The organism is Xanthomonas sp. SS (assembly GCF_014236835.1).
Taxonomy (GTDB): Bacteria; Pseudomonadota; Gammaproteobacteria; order Xanthomonadales; family Xanthomonadaceae; genus Xanthomonas_A.
On the sequence record NZ_CP051190.1, the window covers coordinates 4391839 to 4409682 of the forward strand.

Genomic DNA, 17844 nt, shown 5'->3' on the forward strand with positions numbered 1-17844 from the left:
CAGACCCGAACCCAGCGTGCCGCCGCCGTCGGAGACTCCATGCTCAGCATCCAAGAACTCAACCGTTTCATCGACGACCCGGCGGTGAGCGACAACGTCACCCAGGTCTGGAACCTGATCGGCGCGCATTTCGAGCAGGCCCAGGCGAGCCTGCCGGCCGAGCACGCGATGTCGCGGCGCGAACTGTCGTTCCACGATCACGTGCGGCTGTTGGGGTATCTGTGCCTGCTGCTGGAGGGCATCCCCGGCGACCTGGTGGAGATCGGCGTGTGGAAGGGCAAATCGCTGGTACTGATGAACGAAATCAGCAATCGCCAGCGCCGGGTGATCGGCATGGACCCGTTCGCCTTGCCGAACCAGTTCGAGGAATTCAACCACTACCGCCAGCTGCTGCTGCCCAATGCGCAGTTCATCCGCGGCTACTCGGAGTTCTGCGCCCAGCACTTTTACAACATGAAACCCGAAGTGGCATTGCTGCATATCGACGGCGGCCACACCGGGCGCAACGTGCTGCTGGATTTCCTGCTGTATGCGCCCAGCGTGGTGACCGGCGGGTTCGTGGTGTTCGACGACTACGGCGACCACCAGCATTCGCCGGAAGTCGGTCCCGCGGTCGACCTGCTCAGGGCCACCGGCTACTTCAACGACTTCCATGTGCTGGGCTGCGCGCATGGGTTCGAGAACAGCTACGTGCTGCAGCGGCGCTGAGCCAACGACGCTTTGCCCGTCCGGCGCCGCCTACATTGGCGGCGGCATTGCCTGCGTGAGTACACAACGACGCAACACATGCATTACGGGCATGGCGCACGAGTCGCCGCGGAGCGCGGCTTTAATGACTGCAGCGTTTGCGCTGCTCTGCACAGGCGCGCTTGCCGGGAAAAAGGCCCGTAGCGCGTGTGGCGATCCTTGCCCGCGACGCCCATTCATCATTATCTGGGTCGCGTGATGCAACCGCGCCAGCGCAATCGCCGTAAAGCCTGTGCTCGGTCGACTGGCCGGGCATTCCCTCAAGGAGCAACCCATGAAGATCCACTTGCTGGCCCTCGCCCTCGCTGGCCTCGTCGCGATGCCCGCCATGGCCGCGACCGGCCAAACCGCGATGCACGACCACGCCGCGATGACCGAGGCCAAGCCGAATCCGATGGTCGGCGGCGCCCCGATGTACGCGACCAAGGACATCATCGACAACGCGGTCAACTCCAAGGATCACACCACCCTGGTCGCCGCGGTCAAGGCCGCCGGCCTGGTGGACACGCTGAAGGGCGCGGGCCCGTTCACCGTGTTCGCACCGACCAACGCCGCCTTCGCCGCACTGCCGGCGGGCACCGTGGACACGCTGCTCAAACCCGAAAACAAGGAAAAGCTGACCCAGGTCCTGACCTATCACGTGGTCGCCGGCAAGCTCGATGCGACGACGCTGCTGGCGCAGATCAAGGCCGGCGGCGGCAGCGCCAAGCTGACCACGGTGCAGGGCGAAACGCTGGTCGCCAAGACCCGCAGCGGCAAGGTCACCCTCACCGACGCCAAGGGCAATACCGCCCACGTCACCACCGCCGACGTGATGCAGAGCAATGGCGTGATCCATGTGGTGGACAAGGTTTTGATGCCGTAAGCACCCCTCGGGGAGTGCATTGGCATCGCGGGGACGGCTACGGCCGTCCTCGTTTTTTGCGCCGTGCATTCGGCCGGCAGCGGACGGCGTGGCCTGCCCACTTCAACGACGGACGAACTCGCACAGGCGGTCAGTCGCCGGCACTGGCTGCGCGCGACGCCTGCATCTGCCCTGCCAGAACGCGCAAGTCGTGCACGAAGCTTCGATAGGCGGCATCGGCCGCATCGCCGCCGTGCTGGCGCAGCACCCATGACGGATGCACGGTGGCCAGCGCTCGGGTGCCATCGGCCAGCGCCTGCCATTGCCCACGCTGCGCCATCAGCGCAAAACCGTTGCCCAGCACCGCGCGCGCTGCGGTCGCGCCCAGGCACAGCACGATGCGTGGGCGCACCCGCGCCAACTCGCCGGCCAGCCAGAAGCGGCAGGCCTCAACGTGCGCACGTTCGGGATTGCGATGCAGCCGCACCTTGCCGCGTTGCTCGAAGCGGAAATGCTTGACCGCATTGGTCACGTACAACCCGGCGCGGGCAATGCCGAGTTCGTGCAGCGCGCGATCGAACAGCCGCCCGGCCGGACCGACGAACGGCCGCCCGCTCAGATCCTCCTCGTCGCCGGGCTGCTCGCCCACCACCATCACCGCCGCATCGTGCGGCCCCTCGCCGAACACGGTCTGCGTGGCCGGCTGCCAGAGCTCGCAACGCCGGCACTCGCGTGCCGCGGCACGCAGCGCATCGAGACTGCCATCGGCATCGACCGCGGCCGGCGGCGGCGGCTTGGGAATACGCCGCCGCACCGGCTCCGGCGCGCGCTCGGCCATCTCGCGCACGCGCTGCCCGGCATCGCGAATCAGGCCCGGCAGCAACTGCGTCTCCGGCAGGTTCTTCCAATACTTCTGCGGCATCTCCTGGCGCATCATGTCCGGGTTGAGCCGTGCCGGATTGAAGATGTTGGCGTAGTAGGTGCGCCACAACGCATCCTGCGCATCGTCGGCCGGCGCATCGGCACGTTGCGCGCCGGCACCGAACTGCAGCGACTCACCGTCCCAGCGCACGCTGCGATACGGGGTCAGGATCGCCCAGCGCATGCCGGCGAAACGTCGCGCGAAGAACGGCGCGATGCGATCGACGATGTGATGTTCCGGCTCGAACCAGGCGACGAACGCCTCATCCTCGCCGGGCACCTCACGGAAGCGCACGAACGCCTTCATCTTGTGGCTGTCGCGGCGCACCGCCTGCGCCCACTGCTGCGCCCGATGCACATCGGCATCGGTGACCCGCTGCAACAGCGCCCGCTCGCCCGACGCGATCCGCCACAACAGCCGATACAGCAACGCATGCCGCTGCGGATCGCGATGGCACAGCACCGCCCCCGCCAACGCCAGGAACTCCGCGGACACCCGCGGCGCCGCCACCGTCGCCGGCAATGCAGCCACATCGGTCCCGGCCAGCAACCCGCCCTGCGCATCCCCTTCCCAGACCAATAACTCCGGCACCACCTGCGCACACCACGCCGCCCGCGCCGCCGCCCGCCACGCCTCCAGACACCACGCCGGCACCACCTCAGCCCGAAACACAGTTCAACCCTCGCATCACCCCACCAACACCAACCCAACAGCCACCAGCGCCACCATCACCAAAGCAACGGCCGTTGCAGTTGTTTTTGCCTTTGCTGTTGCTGTTGCTGTTGCTGTTGCCGGTGATCTTGCCGTTAAACCTTCCCGCCTTAAAGCGAGCCGAGCACCGCAGTGGCGAGCGGCCGAAGAGGCGCCCTTGTTTGAGCGAAGCGAGTTTGGGCGCCGTGCCGCTCGTCGCGAGGAGCGCAGGGCACCGGTGCGGCTGTATCGCACCGGCTCGTGTCGGGCGGGAGCGGTTTTGGTTACTTTTGCCAAGACAAAAGTGACTCGCGCCGACCGGCGCGAAAGCTCTTGATCTTGCTTCGGCAACTGCCGTTGCCTCTGCAGTTGCAGTTGCAGCAATCATCGCAACAACCCAGCCACTACAGCACCACAGCACAGCGTCAATCGAACAACCCACCCTGCCGCGGCGCCGGCGCCAACTGCGCCCGCAACCGCTGCGGATCGTCCAACCGTTGGCGCGGATGATGATCCACCACACTGACGAACGGCAGCACCTTCTTCATCGGCATCCGCAACCGCGCCAAATCCCCGACCCGCAACCGCGCATGCCGCCGCGACAACAACAACCGCTCCACATTGCGCGTACCCAACCCCGGCACCCGCAACAACATCTCCCGCGCCGCCGTATTCAAATCCACCGGAAACCGCTCCGGATGCCGCAGCGCCCAGGCCAGCTTCGGATCCACGTCCAGATCGAGCATGCCGCTGGCCGCCTCCGGCGCGATCTCCTCCACCGAGAAATCGTAGAACCGCAGCAGCCAATCGGCCTGGTACAGACGATGCTCGCGCTGCAACGGTGGCGCCTGCAGCGGCAGCTTCGACGACGCATCGGGAATCGGACTGAACGCGGAGTAGTAGACCCGCCGCAACCGGTAATTGCCGTAGAGATTGTGGCTGGTGCGCAGGATCGCGCGGTCGTCGGCACCGTCCGCGCCGACGATCATCTGCGTGCTCTGCCCGGCCGGCGCGAAACGCGGCGGCTTGGCGCTGAGCTTGCGCTCGGCCTTGCGCGCCTCCTTGCTTTCCTCGATGCGCCAGCGCAGCTCGCCCATCGCCGCGCGGATACCGCCGACGCTCTTTTCCGGCGCCAACTGGGTCAGCCCCTGCTCGGTCGGCAGTTCGACATTGATGCTCAGCCGGTCGGCGTAGCGGCCGGCCGCGGCCAGCAGTTCCGGCGCCGCATCGGGAATGGTCTTGAGATGGATGTAGCCGGCGAAGCGGTGCTCCTCGCGCAGCTGCCGCGCCACCTCAACTAACTGCTCCATCGTGTAGTCGCTGTTGCGGATGATGCCGCTGGACAGGAACAGGCCCTCGATGTAATTGCGCTTGTAAAAGTCCAGGGTCAGCTTGACCACTTCGGCCGGCGTGAAGCGCGCGCGGCGCACGTTGCTGGACACGCGGTTGACGCAGTACGCGCAATCGAACACGCAGAAGTTGGTCAGCAGGATCTTCAGCAGCGACACGCAGCGGCCGTCGGGCGTGTACGAGTGACAGATGCCCATGCCCTCGGTGCTGCCGATGCCGCCGCTGCGCAGCGAATGGCGCTTGTCCGCACCGCTGGAGGCGCAGGAGGCGTCGTATTTGGCCGCATCGGCGAGCACGGCGAGCTTTTCGAGGGTATTCACCCGTGGACGATGCCCGCTTGCCGTCTCAGCCTGTGAGACGGCGATGCGTTTTCGCCTTCACCGCGATGAACCGCTCAGGCCGTCGCGGCCGCCGCCGGCTCAGGCGGCGATGCGTTGCGCGCCGCCGTCGAACCGGTACAGGTCCATCGCAATCATCCCGGCGTCGATACCGGCATCGATGCGCTGCGCGCCCAGACCCTGCTCGCCGGCCGCGCCCATCGCGAAATAGATCGGCAGCCAGTGCTCGTCGGTCGGATGCGCGCGCTCGGCGAACGGCGCCTGGCGGCGGTAGTCGAGCAAGGCCGGCAGATCCTCGCGCAGCAAGGCCTGTTCCACCCACTCGATGAACGGACGCACGTACGGCGCATCCTTGCCCTCGGCATAGCGGCCGAAGTCGTGCAGGTTATGGGTGATGCTGCCCGAGCCGACCAGCAGCACGCCGTCGTCGCGCAGCGGCGCCAGCGCGCGGCCCATCGCCAGTTGGTGGGCCGGGCCCAGTTCCGGCTGGATCGACAGCGGCAGCACCGGGATGTCGGCCTGCGGGTACAGCAGCGACAACGGCACCCACACGCCATGGTCCAGGCCGCGGCGCTCGTCCACGTAGGGCTGCAGGCCGGCGCGTTCGAGCCGTTCGGCGACCTCGCGCGCCAGCGCCGGCGCGCCCGGCGCCGGGTACTGCATCTCGTGCAGCGCGCGCGGGAAACCGCCGAAATCGTGGATGGTCTGCGGCTGCGCCGCCGCGCCTACCAGCGGCCGCCGCCCCAGCCAGTGCGCCGACGCCACCACGATCGCGCGCGGACGCGGCAGCGTCGCCGCCAGTTCCGCCAGGCGCACGCCCACCAGACCCGGGTCCAGCGCGGTCATCGGCGAACCATGCGAGATGTACAGCGAGGGCAGACGGGGCATGACAGGTTCTCCAGGCGGATGGGGCGCGGCGTCGGCCGATCGGGACGTTGCCGGGGCCGGCGCCGCTGGCACGCGTGGCCATGGATCGCAGGGGCCATGACGGCAGATCCACAGGGTATTCCCGCTATGAGGGGAGATAAATTACCCTGCAATCGGATATCTATTTCAGGAACGGCAACAATGGATACGCTGGAAGCGATGCGCGTGTTCGTCACCGTGGTCGACCGCAACGGCTTCAACGCCGCCGCCGACGCGCTGGGCATGTCCACCGCCAGCGTGACCCGGCAGGTGGCCTGGCTGGAGAAGCGGCTGGGGCTGCGCCTGCTCAACCGCACCACGCGCCGGGTCAGCCCGAGCAGCGTCGGCACCGCCTACTACCAGCGCTGCCAGGTGCTGCTGGCCGAGTTCGACGACATGGAGGCGGCGGTCGGCGAGCAGGCGCTGACTCCGTCCGGCACGCTGCGCATCAACGCGCCCTTCAGCTTCAGCATCGCCCGGCTGGGGCCGCGGCTGGCCGGCTACCGCACGCGCTATCCGCAGGTCGCGCTGGACCTGTCGCTGTCCGATCGCATGGTGGACATCGTCGAGGAAGGCTACGACATGGCGATCCGCATCACCCGCCAGGTCACCCCGACCCTGATCGCCCGCAAGCTCGGCGAGGTGCAGGCGTATCTGTGCGCCGCACCTGCCTACCTGGAACGCGCCGGCACGCCGCGCCTGGCCGCCGACATCGCCGGCCACGAATTCCTGACCTACAGCTATTCGCCGATCGGCGACGAGCTCGCCCTGCAGGGCCCCGACGGCGAGACCCGGGTGCGGGTGAGCGGCGGACTGCGCGCCAACAGCGGCGACGTGCTGCGCGAGGCCGCCATCGCCGGCATGGGCATCGTCCTGCAGCCGGACTTCATCGCGCAGAAGGAACTGGAGGACGGGCGCCTGGTGCGGGTGCTGCCCGACCATCAGCTCGCCCCGATCGGCGTCTACGCGGTCTATGCCAGCCGCAGCCACCTGGCGCCGAAGGTGCGCAGCTTCATCGACTACCTGGTCGAGGTCGGCATCGAACGCGAGATGCATGGCGCCGTGACGCCCTGAGCCGCGGCCGGCCGGCGCGCCGCGGCCATTGCTCGGACACAACATCCTGCACGTGGCGCTGATCGAAGCGACGGGGCATGCGCACAATGCCCGCGCTTCATCCCCCCTTCCTTTCAGGAGTTCGCCCATGAGCAAGATCGCGATCGTCTATTTCAGCGGCTACGGCCATACCGTCAAGCAGGCCGAGGCGGTGCACGCCGGCGCCGCCAGCGTCGGCGAGGCCACGCTGTACCGCATCGACCAGGACGGCAACCTGCCGGAGAGCGCCTGGGACGCCATCGGCCAGGCCGATGCGATCGTCTACGGCAGCCCGACCTACATGGGCGGCCCGGCCTGGCAGTTCAAGAAGTTCGCCGACGCCAGCTCCAAGCCGTGGTTCTCGCAGGCCTGGAAGGACAAGATCGCCGCCGGCTTCACCAACTCCGCGTCGGTCAACGGCGACAAGTTCTCCACCATCGAATACTTCTGGACGCTGTCGCAGCAGCACGGGCAGATCTGGGTCGGCACCGGCCTGCTGCCGGCCAACACCAAGGCCCATGGCCCGGCCGACACAAACTGGACCGCCGGCTCGGGCGGTGCGCTGGCGATCTCGCCGTCGGACGCCTCGGCGGAGGAAGCGCCGCGCGCCGGCGATCTGGAAACCGCCAGGCTGCTCGGCAAGCGCGTGGCCGAATACGCGGCCAAGCTGAAAGGCTGAGCCGCGCGCGGCGTCGCCACCGCCATGCGGGCGACGCCGGTTGCGCGCTTGCGCGCCCGCTGGCGGCGCCGAGCACGAACGGACGCGGCGGCTACCCTGCTGCCGCGTTCGCCGCGCGCAGATGGTCGATGAACACGCGCAGTTTCGGCGCCAGGTGTTCGCGCGCCGGGTAGTAGAGATAGAAGCCGGCGAAGGGCTGCTGCCAGTCGTCGAGCACGCGCAGCAGGCGGCCGGCGGCGACATCGGCGGCGACCACCGATTCGAAGCCCTGCGCCAGGCCCAGCCCCGCCAACGCCGCGGCATGGGTCAGGCCGCTGTCGTTGAACACCAGGGTGCCGGTCACCTCCACTTCGAAATCGCGGCCGTCGCGGGTGAACTCCCAGGCCATGCGCCGGCCATTGCTCATGCGGTGCACGATGCAGTCGTGCTCGACCAGGTCGGCCGGCGTCTGCGGCGGCGGATGGCGCCGGAAATAGCCCGGTGCCGCGCAGATCACCTGGCGCTGCATCGGCCCCAACGGCACCGCGATCATGTCGCGCGCCAGGCATTCGCCCAGGCGGATGCCGGCATCGAAACCCTCGGCCACCACGTCCACCAGCGCCGGATCCACACACAGTTCCACTTCGATCTGCGGATAGCGCGCCAGGAACGACGGCAGCCACGGCATCACCAGTTGGTCGGCGACCACCCGCGGCAGGGTGATGCGCAGGCGCCCGGCCGGGCGTTCGCGCACCGTGTCCAGGTCCAGGAACGCCGCCTCGATCTGCGCCAGGCCGGGTTTCACCCGTTCCAGGAAGCGCGCGCCGTGTTCGCTCAGCGCCACCCGGCGCGTGGTCCGGTGCAGCAGGCGCACGCCCAGCTGCGCTTCCAGCGCGCGCACCGTCTGCGACAGGGCCGAGGCCGAGACGCCGAGTTCGTCGGCGGCGCGGGTGAAGCTGGCGTGGTGGGCGACGCGGGCGAAGGCGACCACGGCAGGCAGGGGACTGGCGGCCATTGTGAAGCTCAACTTCAAGGAAGATGCAGACTATGCCAGTTTATCCGCCTGGTCGAGCGGCGCATCCTGCCGTTCCCGCGGTCCGATCCGCTTGCCAGGAAGCTCCCCATGTCCCTCGACCACTACCGCCTGCTCGGCCGCTCCGGCCTGCGCGTCAGCCCCATCTCGCTGGGCACCATGACCTTCGGCAACGACTGGGGCTGGGGCGCCGACGAAGCCGAAGCCGGGCGCCTGTTCGCGCGCTACGTCGACCATGGCGGCAATTTCATCGACACCGCCAACACCTATACCAACGGCAGTTCCGAGACCCTGCTCGGCAAGTTCACCGAAGGCCGCCGCGACCGCCTGGTGATCGCCAGCAAGTACACCCTCAACCCCTTCCCCGGCGATCCCAACGGCGGCGGCAACCACCGCAAGAACCTGCTGCAGTCGGTGGAGGCCAGCCTGAAGCGGCTGCGCACCGACTACCTGGACCTGCTGTACCTGCACATCTGGGACGACACCACGCCGGTGGAGGAAGTGATGCGCGGCTTCGACGACCTGGTCCGCGCCGGCAAGATCGTCTACGCCGGCATCTCCGACACGCCGGCCTGGCAGGTGGCGCGGATGCAGACCCTGGCCGACCTGCGCGGCTGGTCGCCGCTGGTGGCGCTGCAGATCGAATACAGCCTGGCGCAGCGCACGGTCGAGGCCGAACTGGTGCCGATGGCCGAGGCGCTCGGGCTCGCGGTGCTGGCCTGGTCGCCGCTGACCATGGGCATCCTGACCGGCAAGTACAGCCGCCAGGATCTGGCCGCGGTGCAGCGCCGCGCTGCGGACGGCCAGGCCAGCGCCGAGCGCGGCGATGCCGCGCATGCGCACGAAATGCTGACCGAGCGCGCGCTGGACATCGCCGACGTGGTCAAGCAGGTCGCCGCGGAGATCGGCCGTTCGCCGGCACAGGTGGCGCTGGCCTGGCTGCTGCAGCGGCCGGGCGGCGGCGCGATCCCGATCGTCGGCGCGCGCACCTTGGCGCAGTTGGACGACAACCTCGGCGCGCTGGAACTGCAACTGGACGCGGCACAGCTGCAGCGGCTGGACGCGGTCAGCGAAGTGGCGCATCCGTTCCCGCACGCGTTCGTGCGCCTGCCGATGCCGCGGCAGTTGGTGTCCGGCGGCACCCGCCTGCGCCCGCGTACGCCGGCGATCTGAACCGCGCCGCCGATGCGTGCCCGAACGCGGCACTGACTTTGCGCAAACGTCGGCCATGGCATGGTCGACGTCTGCACGAATCGCGGCATGGCACGGCGCGTTTGCAGGATCGGACAAGGATCCTGCGCGATCGCGATAACGCATCGCCGCGTCGCGCTCGCATCCTCCCTGCCCGCGACCATGGCGTCCGCGCCGCATTTTTTCTTCCACGTCTCTTCCCGCTTTCCAACAGGAGTTTCCCGATGCAAACCCGCACTCTCGGCCGCAACGGCCCCCGCGTGTCCGCCCTCGGCCTCGGCTGCATGGGCATGAGCGCGTTCTACGGCGGCCGCAGCGACGACGCGGCCTCGATCGCGGTGATCCATGCCGCGCTCGACCATGGCGTCACCCTGATCGACACCGCCGACATGTACGGCCCGCACACCAACGAGGTGTTGGTCGGCAAGGCGCTGGCCGGGCGCCGTGACCAGGCGTTCCTGGCCACCAAGTTCGGCATCAGGCTCGACCCCAACGATCCCAGCGTGCGCGGCGTCGACGGCCGCCCCGAGTACGTGCAGGCCGCCTGCGAGGGCAGCCTGCAGCGCCTGGGCGTGGACCACATCGACCTGTACTACCAGCACCGGGTGGACCCGAACGTGCCGATCGAGGACACCGTCGGCGCAATGGCGCGGCTGGTGGAACAGGGCAAGGTGCGCTTCCTCGGCCTGTCCGAGGCCGCCGCCGGCACCATCCGCCGCGCGCATGCGGTGCACCCGATCACCGCGCTGCAGAGCGAGTACTCGCTGTGGTCGCGCGATCCGGAGAGCGACCAGGTGCTGGACACGGTGCGCGAGTTGGGCATCGGCTTCGTGCCGTACTCGCCGCTGGGCCGCGGTTTCCTGACCGGGGCGATCCGTTCGCCGGAGGACTTCGAGGCCGACGACTACCGCCGCCATTCGCCGCGCTTCCAGGGCGAGAACTTCGCGCGCAACCTGCAACTGGTGGAACAGGTGCGCACGCTGGCCCAGGCCAAGGGCGTGACGCCGGGCCAGCTGGCGCTGGCCTGGGTGCTGGCGCAGGGCGACGATCTGGTGCCGATCCCGGGCACCAAGCGCCTGGCCTACCTGGAAGAGAACCTGGGCGCGCTGCAGGTGACGCTGAGCGCCGAGGATCTCGCGCAGATCGAGGCGATCTTCCCGGTGGATGCCGCCGCCGGCACCCGCTACCCGCCGGCGATGATGGCGACGCTGCAGCGCTGACACGCCGCTGCGCTCCGGCCGCGCCGCGCCTGCGGCCGGCCGGTACGCGGCGCGGGCCGATTTGCCCGCGCCGCGCCGGCGTCGCATGATGCCGGACGTGATCTCGTTCATCGTTCCCGCCCACGACGAAGCCGCCCTGATCGGCGACACCCTGGCGTCGCTGCATATCGCCGCCGAAGCCTTGCGGCTGGACTACGAGACCCTGGTCGTCGCCGATGCTTGCAGCGACGACACCGCGCAAATCGCGCGCCGCCATGGCGCGCAGGTGCTGGACGTGCAATTGCGGCACATCGCCGCCACCCGCAATGCCGGCGCCGCCGCCAGCCACGGCCGTTACCTGTTGTTCGTCGATGCCGACACCCGCGTCAACACGCCGCTGCTGGCGGCGGCCCTGCGCGCGCTGCACACCGGCGCGGTCGGCGGCGGCGCGCAGGTGCAACTGCTCGGCGCCATCGCCTGGCACGAACGCGTGGCGCAAACCGTGTTCGGCTGGCTGTTCCGCCGCACCGGCATCGCCCCGGGCTGCTTCCTGTTCTGCACGCGCAGCGCGTTCGATGCCGCCGGTGGTTTCGACGAACGCTATTACGCCGGCGAGGACGTGGCGCTGAGCCGCGCGCTGGCCCGGCGCGGGCGCTTCGTGATCCTGCGCGAGCCGGTGCACACCTCCGACCGCAAGCTGCGCAGCTTCAGCAAGCGCGAGCACCTGGGCCTGCTGCTGCAGTTGCTGCGCCGCGGCCGCGGCATGCTGCGCTCGCGCGACGCGCTGGGGTTCTGGTACGGGCAGCGTCGCGGCCGCTAGGCGCGTCGTCCATTTCGCATAGATTGCGTTGGGCCTGCAAAGCGGTTGCGCCCAGCTTGGGCGACTTTCTACCATCTGCACATGGACGAAAACAGCAAGCTGGAGATCAGGAACGCGGTGATGGCGGACCGGCAGGCGATCGTGGCATTGATGGCGGCGCTGGACTATGCCGGAACCGAGGACTTCATCGAGGCGCGCCTGGCGCAGCTGCTGGCGCATCCGGACGAGGCCTTGCTGGTGGCCGCCGCAAGGGGCGACGTAGTAGGCGTGTTGTCGCTGCATTTCCTGCCGCAGTTGGCATTGGCCGGCGACATCTGCCGCATCAGCTATTTCTGCGTGGACGATCGCGCGCGCGGCGCCGGGGTGGGGCAGCGTTTGCTGGCGCAGGGCGAGGCGTTGGCGCGGCAGCGCGGCTGCGACCGCCTGGAGGTGCACTGCCATCGCCGGCGTGAACGCGCGCACGCCTTCTATCGGCGGGAAGGCTTTGTCGAAGCGCCCAAATATTTCGCCAAGTCGCTGCGCGAATAAGCCGGCTGCCTGAGATCGCCGCGGCACACCGCGGCGCGCTCTTCCCGGGAGCGGTTGCCGGCGCCGATCCGCTGGCAGTACGCTGCGCCTCCTTTGCCCGAGCTTTGGCAGTGACCGTCGAACCCAGCAGGCCCATCGCGGTGCGCATCCTCGGCACGGGCGACTATCTGCCCGCGCAGCAGGTGACCTCGGACAGCTTCGACCAGCGCTGGGGCAAGCCCGCCGGCTGGACCCTGCGCCATGCCGGGGTCGGCGTGCGCCACTACGCCGGCGCCGAGGAACCGGCCTCGCTGATGGGCGAACGCGCCGCGCGCGCGGCGCTGGCGGCGGCGCAGCTGCAGCCGCGCGACGTGGATTGCGTGATCTCCGCCTGCAGCCTGATGGAGCAGGCGATCCCATGCAGCGCCGCGCTGCTGCATGCGCGGCTCGGCCTGCAGGGCAGCGGGCTGGCCGCGTTCGACATCAACGCCACCTGCCTGAGCTTCATCGCCGCGCTGGACCTGGCCGCCTGCGCGATCGCCGCCGGCCGCTACCGGCGCGTGCTGATCGTGTCCAGCGAGATCGCCAGCGTCGGCCTCAACGGCGAGGACATGGACACCGCGCCGCTGTTCGGCGACGGCGCCGCGGCGGTGGTGCTGGGTGCGGACAGCGGCGACAGCGGTTCGCAACTGCTGGCAGCGCATCTGGAAACCTATTCCGAAGGCATCGAGCATTGCCGGGTCCGCGCCGGCGGCACCCGCCTGCGCCTGGAACACGGCATCGACGCCTTGCGTGCCGGCTCGCTGTTCGAAATGAACGGCCGCGCCACCTACCGGCTCGCCGCGGCGAAGCTGCCCGGGTTCCTGCAGCGGCTGCTGGACAAGGCCGGCGTCGAACTGGAGCAGTTGCAGCGGATCGTGCCGCACCAGGCCAGCGCCAAGGCGCTGCGGCATCTGCAGGTCGCGCTGCGGCTGGCGCCGGACACGCTGGTCAACGTGATCGGCGCGCGCGGCAACCAGATGGCCGCCTCGATCCCGAGCGCACTGCACCAGGCCATCGCCGACGGCCGCATCGTGCGCGGCGACCTGATCGGCCTGGTCGGTTCCGGCGCCGGGCTGGCGTTCGGCGGCGCGGTGCTCAGGTACTGACATGGCGCGCATCCTGGTCACCGGCGCCTCCGGTTTCATCGGCGCGCATATCGTCCGCGCCCTCGCCGCCGAAGGCGCGCAGGTCCGCGCCAGCGGCCGCAATGCCGCCGCACTGGCCGCCTTCGCCGGCGACCCGCGCATCGACGTGGTCCGCGCCGACCTGTGCCGCGACGATCTGGCCGCGCTGCTCGATGGCTGCGACGCGGTGATCCACTGCGCCGCGCTGTCCGCGCCGTGGGCCAGCGCCGAGCTGTTCCGCCAGGCCAACGTGGTCGCCACCGAGCGCATGCTCGCCGCGGCGCAACGCGCGCGGGTGCGCCGCTTCGTGCACTTCAGTTCGCCGAGCATCTATTTCCGCTTCGCCGACCAGTACCAGGTGACCGAGGACTTCACCCCACCGGCGCGCTGGATCGGCGGCTATCCGCAGACCAAGTGGGAAGCGGAGGAGAAAGTGCGTGCCGCCGCCGCGGCCGGGCTGCCGGCATTGGTGCTGCGCCCGCGCGCGGTGTTCGGCCACGGCGACAACGCGATCGTGCCGCGGCTGCTGGCGGTGGCGCAGCGCGGCTGGTTCCCGCTGGTGCACGGCGGACGCGCGATGATCGACGTGTGCTGCGTGGAGAACGCGGTGGCCGCGGCGCTGGCCGCGCTGCGCGCCGAACACCTGGGCGACGGCCGCGCCTACAACATCAGCAACGGCACGCCGATCGCCGTGCGCGACCTGCTCACCGAGTTGTTCGCCGTGCTGCAGCTGCGCGTGCGCCTGCTGCCGGTGCCACGCCGGGTGGCCCTGGCGCTGGCCACGGTCGGCGAACAGATCGCGCTGCGCCGGCGCGGACAACCGGAGCCGCGGCTGAGCCGCTACGGCATCGGCGTGCTCGGCTATTCGCAGACGCTGGATATCGGCCGCGCCCGCCGCGAACTCGGCTACGCGCCTGTGCTGTCCACCGAGGCCGGGCTGGCGGCCCTGGCGCGCACGTGAGGCGGCCCTGGCGAGCTTCTGGCCTGCTCCCGGCCTACGCAGGCGCATGCGCTTCTGCAGGTGTGGGAGGGACTTCAGTCCCGACGGGACTTACCCGCTACAGCCTCGCCGCCGAAACATCCCCCACGCATCGTGCGGCCGGGCGGGAACACGCATGAGCGCACCGACGCTGCACTGGCGGCTGTACGAAGCCGGGCACTGCACCCATCCCGAACGCGCCACGCGCCGCGGCGCGACGCTGACCCCTTGCCAGTTCCCGGCGCTGGCGGCGCTGCTGCAGCACCCGGTGCACGGCAACCTGCTGTTCGACACCGGCTACTCGCAGCACTTCCTCGATGCCACCGCGCGGTTCCCCGAGCGCCTGTACCGCGTGCTGACGCCGGTGCACCTGGCGCCGGGCCAGTCGTTGCGCGAGCAGTTGGCCCGCGACGGCATCGACGCGGCGGCGATCGACTGGATCGTGCTGTCGCATTTCCATGGCGACCACGTCGGCGGCGTGGCCGATTTCGCGCAGGCGCGCATCGCCTGCGCACAGCAGGCCTGGAACGATCTGCAACGGCGCGGGCGGCTGGCGGCGCTGCGCGAAGGTTTCCTGCCGGCGCTGCTGCACGGCGCGCGCGCGCGCATGCACTGGTTCGAGGCATTGCCGGCATGCGCGGCGCCCGCGGCGCTGCAAGGTTTCGGCACGCTGCGCGACCTGTTCGGCGACGGCAGCGTGCTGCTGGTGCCGCTGCCCGGACACGCACCCGGCCACTACGGGCTGTGGTTCGAAGACGCGCACGGGCCGGTGTTCCTGGTCGCCGATGCGGCCTGGTCCAGCGCCGCGATCGCCGACGGCACGCCGCCGCCGGCGCTGGTCACCCATCTGCTCGGCGAGCACCGCGTCTATCGCGACACCTTGGCGCGTCTGCATGCGCTGCGTCTGGCCGAACCGGCGCTGCGCATGGTGCCCTCGCATTGCCGGCAATGGCGGCCGGCCGCGCACGAGGCCGGCGGTGCCTAGCGCGCCGGCGGTGCTGATCACCGGCGCGCGTGCGCCGGTGGCACTGGACCTGGCGCGCCGCTTCGCCGCGCAGGGCTGGCGCGTGCACCTGGCCGACAGCGTGGCCTGCCGCATCTCCGGCTGGTCGCGCGCGGTCAGCGCCAGCCACCGCATCGCCTCGGCGCGCTACGCCCCGGCCGCCTACATCGCCGACCTCAACGCGCTGGTCGCGCGCCAGCGCATCGCGCTGCTGCTGCCGACCTGCGAAGAGGTGTTCTACCTGGCCCGCTACCGGCACGCGCTGCCGGCGCAGCTGGACGTACTGGTGGACGGCTTCGACACGCTGCGCGCGCTGCACAGCAAATGGCAGTTCCTGCATCTCGCCCGCACGCTCGATGCCGACGTGGACGTGCCGGACAGCATGCAGGTGCGCAGCCTGGCGCAGGCGCGCGACTGGGCCGGTAGCGCGCCGCTGGTGCTGAAGCCGGAATACTCGCGTTTCGGCGTGCATGTGCGCGTGCATCCGCACGGACTGCCCGCCGACGCGCCACCTTTGCCCGAACAAGGCAACTGGGTCGCGCAACGCTATTGCGCCGGCGAGGAGCGCTGCTCGTACGCGGTGGCCCGCGACGGCGTGCTGCTGGCGCATGCGGTGTACCGTCCGCGCTACCGGCTGCAGCGCAGCTCCAGCTATTACTTCGACGCCGCGCCGGCGCCGCAGATCGAGCGCTTCACCGCGCAACTGGTGCGCTCGCTGCGCTTCAGCGGACAGCTCTCCTTCGATTGGATCGTCTCGGCGCAAGGCCACTACAGCGTGATCGAATGCAACCCGCGTGCGACCAGCGGCCTGCACCTGTTCGCCGCATCCGACCCGCTGGTCGCGGCGCTGGACGGCAGCCAGCGCGACCCGGCCGCGCTGGTGCGCCCGGCGCCGACGCGTGCGGCGATGCTCGGCCCGCTGATGCTCGGCGTCGCGCTGCCGGCGGCGCTGTGTCATGGCCGACTTCGGCAATGGCGCGACGACTACGCCCGCGCCGACGATGTACTGGCGCCGCGCGGCGACCGGCGTCCACTGGCCGGCGCGCTGCGCGACCTGGGCAGCCATGCGCGGCTAGCGCTCGCGCAGCGCTGCACGCTGCGCGAGGCGTCCACCCGCGATACCGAATGGGACGGCGAGGCCCTGCCGCCGCCATGAACGGCGCCGCCGAGGCCTGCACCGACTACGCCGTGCAGGCGCAGCGTTTCGCCGAACTGCATGCCGGCCGCGATGCGCAGCGCGTGGCCGGCAACCTGTACGCGCGCATCGACATGCTGCAGGCCGGCACGCTGTCGATGCCGGTCACGGTGAGCGAGGAGCGCACGGGCAACGCCTGGGTGTGCTCGCCGCGCACCACCTATGCCGACTACGCCGCCGAGGAGGCCGCACGCTTGTTGCCGCCGGCATTGGCCGCCCCGCTGCGCGGGCTGTGCGGCGGCATCGGCGCCTGGCTGGACTGGGCACGGATCGACCGTGCGGTCACCCTCAACAACTGGCTGCTGTCCACCAATCTGTATCCGCCACTTCCGCCCGAGGGCCTGGGCGGTCTGCTGGACGCCGCGCGTGCACGCTGGCCGGACCACGCGCTGTGGTTTCGCTCGCTCAACCGGGTGGACACGCCGCAGTGGCTGGACGCGCTGCAGGCGCAGGGCTTCACCCTGATCGGCAGCCGCCAGGTGTATCTGTACGACGACTGGCCGGCGCTGCTGCAGCACCGCGACCTGGCCCGCGATCTCAAGCTGACCGCGCGCACCGACCTGCAGCGCTGCGGCAACGACGCGATCGGTGAGGCCGACTACCCGCGCATCGCCGCGCTGTACGCGCAGCTGTACCTGGACAAGTATTCGCGCTGCAATCCGGCCTACCACGCCGACTTCCTGCGCGCCTGGCACCGCGCCGGGCTGCTGCGCTTCGACGGTTTTCGCAGCGAGGACGGCGAGCTGGCCTGCATCACCGGGCTGTTCGGCATCGGGCGCACGCTGACCGCGCCGATCGTCGGCTACGACCTGCGGCAGCCGCAGCGGCTGGCGTTGTACCGCACGCTCACCGCCTGCGGCTTCGAGCATGCGCTGCGCCACGGCCGCCGGCTCAACCAGAGCGCCGGCGCGGCCAGCTTCAAGCGCCAACGCGGCGGTACCCCGGTGATCGAGTACAGCGCGGTGGACGCGCGCCACCTGCCGCTGCGTCGGCGCCAGCCGATCGCCGCGCTCGGCGCGTTGACCGAACGCATCGGCGTGCCGCTGATGCGCCGCTATCGGCTTTGAACGACCGACCTGCCTTTTCCACCATGGTGGCGGCGGCAAGGGACTAAAGGCCGCGCACCCGCCGCCGATACCGCGTCAAGCCAAGCTCCAGCGCCAGGAATCCGGATGGACCGCCCCCCTTCCTATCGACCTGTGCC

At 70.0% G+C, this 17844-nt stretch carries 17 protein-coding genes; 13 read left to right on the forward strand and 4 right to left on the reverse strand.

The features are described 5' to 3' along the window. Positions 1–39 precede the first annotated feature (39 nt). Positions 40–708 carry a class I SAM-dependent methyltransferase gene (locus tag HEP74_RS18490; protein ID WP_185814102.1) on the forward strand — a complete coding sequence of 223 codons (669 nt, stop codon included), beginning with the start codon at positions 40–42 and terminating at the stop codon, positions 706–708. Between the two features lie 358 nt (positions 709–1066). Continuing rightward, positions 1067–1612 carry a fasciclin domain-containing protein gene (locus HEP74_RS18495; protein WP_524540801.1) on the forward strand — a complete coding sequence of 182 codons (546 nt, stop codon included), beginning with the start codon at positions 1067–1069 and terminating at the stop codon, positions 1610–1612. Positions 1613–1742: 130 nt separating this feature from the next. Here the strand turns inward: HEP74_RS18495 and HEP74_RS18500 are convergent, their stop codons facing one another. The 3 genes from HEP74_RS18500 to HEP74_RS18510 all read right to left on the reverse strand — a co-directional run bounded on the left by HEP74_RS18500 (position 1743) and on the right by HEP74_RS18510 (position 5779). Then, positions 1743–3185 carry a UdgX family uracil-DNA binding protein gene (locus HEP74_RS18500; protein WP_185814104.1) on the reverse strand — a complete coding sequence of 481 codons (1443 nt, stop codon included), beginning with the start codon at positions 3183–3185 and terminating at the stop codon, positions 1743–1745. A gap of 443 nt (positions 3186–3628) precedes the next feature. After that, positions 3629–4873 (reverse strand): putative DNA modification/repair radical SAM protein, encoded by a 1245-nt coding sequence (locus HEP74_RS18505; protein WP_185814105.1) that lies wholly within the window; start codon positions 4871–4873, stop codon positions 3629–3631. A gap of 99 nt (positions 4874–4972) precedes the next feature. Next, positions 4973–5779: a DODA-type extradiol aromatic ring-opening family dioxygenase gene (locus HEP74_RS18510; protein ID WP_185814106.1), complete on the reverse strand. Its 807-nt coding sequence runs from the start codon at positions 5777–5779 to the stop codon at positions 4973–4975. Positions 5780–5959: 180 nt separating this feature from the next. Here HEP74_RS18510 and HEP74_RS18515 point away from each other — a divergent pair, with 180 nt between their 5' ends. After that, the gene (locus HEP74_RS18515; protein WP_185814107.1) at positions 5960–6871 is read left to right on the forward strand and encodes a LysR family transcriptional regulator; all 912 of its coding nucleotides are present in this window, start codon (positions 5960–5962) and stop codon (positions 6869–6871) included. Between the two features lie 127 nt (positions 6872–6998). Further along, a complete protein-coding gene (locus HEP74_RS18520) occupies positions 6999–7568 on the forward strand; it encodes a flavodoxin family protein (RefSeq protein WP_185814108.1) in 570 nt (189 codons plus the stop codon). A gap of 91 nt (positions 7569–7659) precedes the next feature. On the opposite strand, the gene HEP74_RS18525 is transcribed toward HEP74_RS18520, so the two are convergent. After that, positions 7660–8562: a LysR family transcriptional regulator gene (locus tag HEP74_RS18525; RefSeq protein ID WP_185814109.1), complete on the reverse strand. Its 903-nt coding sequence runs from the start codon at positions 8560–8562 to the stop codon at positions 7660–7662. Between the two features lie 108 nt (positions 8563–8670). Between HEP74_RS18525 and HEP74_RS18530 the strand changes: the two genes are divergently transcribed. The 9 genes from HEP74_RS18530 (at position 8671) to HEP74_RS18570 (ending at position 17707) form a co-directional block, all read left to right on the forward strand. Further along, positions 8671–9753 carry an aldo/keto reductase gene (locus tag HEP74_RS18530; protein WP_185814110.1) on the forward strand — a complete coding sequence of 361 codons (1083 nt, stop codon included), beginning with the start codon at positions 8671–8673 and terminating at the stop codon, positions 9751–9753. A 242-nt stretch (positions 9754–9995) separates the two neighbouring features. Continuing rightward, positions 9996–10991, forward strand: coding sequence for an aldo/keto reductase (locus tag HEP74_RS18535; protein WP_185814111.1), 996 nt, complete (start codon positions 9996–9998; stop codon positions 10989–10991). A gap of 97 nt (positions 10992–11088) precedes the next feature. After that, the gene (locus tag HEP74_RS18540) at positions 11089–11790 is read left to right on the forward strand and encodes a glycosyltransferase (protein WP_185814112.1); all 702 of its coding nucleotides are present in this window, start codon (positions 11089–11091) and stop codon (positions 11788–11790) included. 81 nt (positions 11791–11871) lie between these two features. After that, complete coding sequence (locus HEP74_RS18545; RefSeq protein ID WP_221893135.1) at positions 11872–12318, forward strand: GNAT family N-acetyltransferase; 447 nt, start codon at positions 11872–11874, stop codon at positions 12316–12318. A gap of 110 nt (positions 12319–12428) precedes the next feature. Then, positions 12429–13445, forward strand: coding sequence for a 3-oxoacyl-[acyl-carrier-protein] synthase III C-terminal domain-containing protein (locus HEP74_RS18550; protein ID WP_185814113.1), 1017 nt, complete (start codon positions 12429–12431; stop codon positions 13443–13445). A gap of 1 nt (position 13446) precedes the next feature. Beyond that, positions 13447–14424 (forward strand): NAD-dependent epimerase/dehydratase family protein, encoded by a 978-nt coding sequence (locus tag HEP74_RS18555; RefSeq protein WP_185814114.1) that lies wholly within the window; start codon positions 13447–13449, stop codon positions 14422–14424. 154 nt (positions 14425–14578) lie between these two features. Continuing rightward, on the forward strand, positions 14579–15427 hold the full coding sequence (locus HEP74_RS18560; protein WP_185814115.1) for an MBL fold metallo-hydrolase: 849 nt from the start codon (positions 14579–14581) through the stop codon (positions 15425–15427). Further along, positions 15420–16601, forward strand: coding sequence for an ATP-grasp domain-containing protein (locus HEP74_RS18565; RefSeq protein WP_185814116.1), 1182 nt, complete (start codon positions 15420–15422; stop codon positions 16599–16601). Before HEP74_RS18560 ends, HEP74_RS18565 begins: the two co-directional genes overlap by 8 nt. Beyond that, positions 16598–17707 carry a hypothetical protein gene (locus tag HEP74_RS18570; RefSeq protein WP_185814117.1) on the forward strand — a complete coding sequence of 370 codons (1110 nt, stop codon included), beginning with the start codon at positions 16598–16600 and terminating at the stop codon, positions 17705–17707. The genes HEP74_RS18565 and HEP74_RS18570 overlap by 4 nt, the downstream gene beginning before the upstream one ends. Positions 17708–17844 lie beyond the last annotated feature (137 nt).

Bases quoted from the DNA above. Each gene is read 5' to 3' on its own strand.
- HEP74_RS18490 (WP_185814102.1), top strand. From the start codon at position 40: ATGCTCAGCATCCAAGAACTCAACCGTTTCATCGACGACCCGGCGGTG.
- HEP74_RS18495 (WP_524540801.1), top strand. From the start codon at position 1,067: ATGCCCGCCATGGCCGCGACCGGCCAAACCGCGATGCACGACCACGCC.
- HEP74_RS18510 (WP_185814106.1), bottom strand. From the start codon at position 5,779: ATGCCCCGTCTGCCCTCGCTGTACATCTCGCATGGTTCGCCGATGACC.
- HEP74_RS18515 (WP_185814107.1), top strand. From the start codon at position 5,960: ATGGATACGCTGGAAGCGATGCGCGTGTTCGTCACCGTGGTCGACCGC.
- HEP74_RS18520 (WP_185814108.1), top strand. From the start codon at position 6,999: ATGAGCAAGATCGCGATCGTCTATTTCAGCGGCTACGGCCATACCGTC.
- HEP74_RS18525 (WP_185814109.1), bottom strand. From the start codon at position 8,562: ATGGCCGCCAGTCCCCTGCCTGCCGTGGTCGCCTTCGCCCGCGTCGCC.
- HEP74_RS18530 (WP_185814110.1), top strand. From the start codon at position 8,671: ATGTCCCTCGACCACTACCGCCTGCTCGGCCGCTCCGGCCTGCGCGTC.
- HEP74_RS18535 (WP_185814111.1), top strand. From the start codon at position 9,996: ATGCAAACCCGCACTCTCGGCCGCAACGGCCCCCGCGTGTCCGCCCTC.
- HEP74_RS18545 (WP_221893135.1), top strand. From the start codon at position 11,872: ATGGACGAAAACAGCAAGCTGGAGATCAGGAACGCGGTGATGGCGGAC.
- HEP74_RS18555 (WP_185814114.1), top strand. From the start codon at position 13,447: ATGGCGCGCATCCTGGTCACCGGCGCCTCCGGTTTCATCGGCGCGCAT.
- HEP74_RS18560 (WP_185814115.1), top strand. From the start codon at position 14,579: ATGAGCGCACCGACGCTGCACTGGCGGCTGTACGAAGCCGGGCACTGC.
- HEP74_RS18570 (WP_185814117.1), top strand. From the start codon at position 16,598: ATGAACGGCGCCGCCGAGGCCTGCACCGACTACGCCGTGCAGGCGCAG.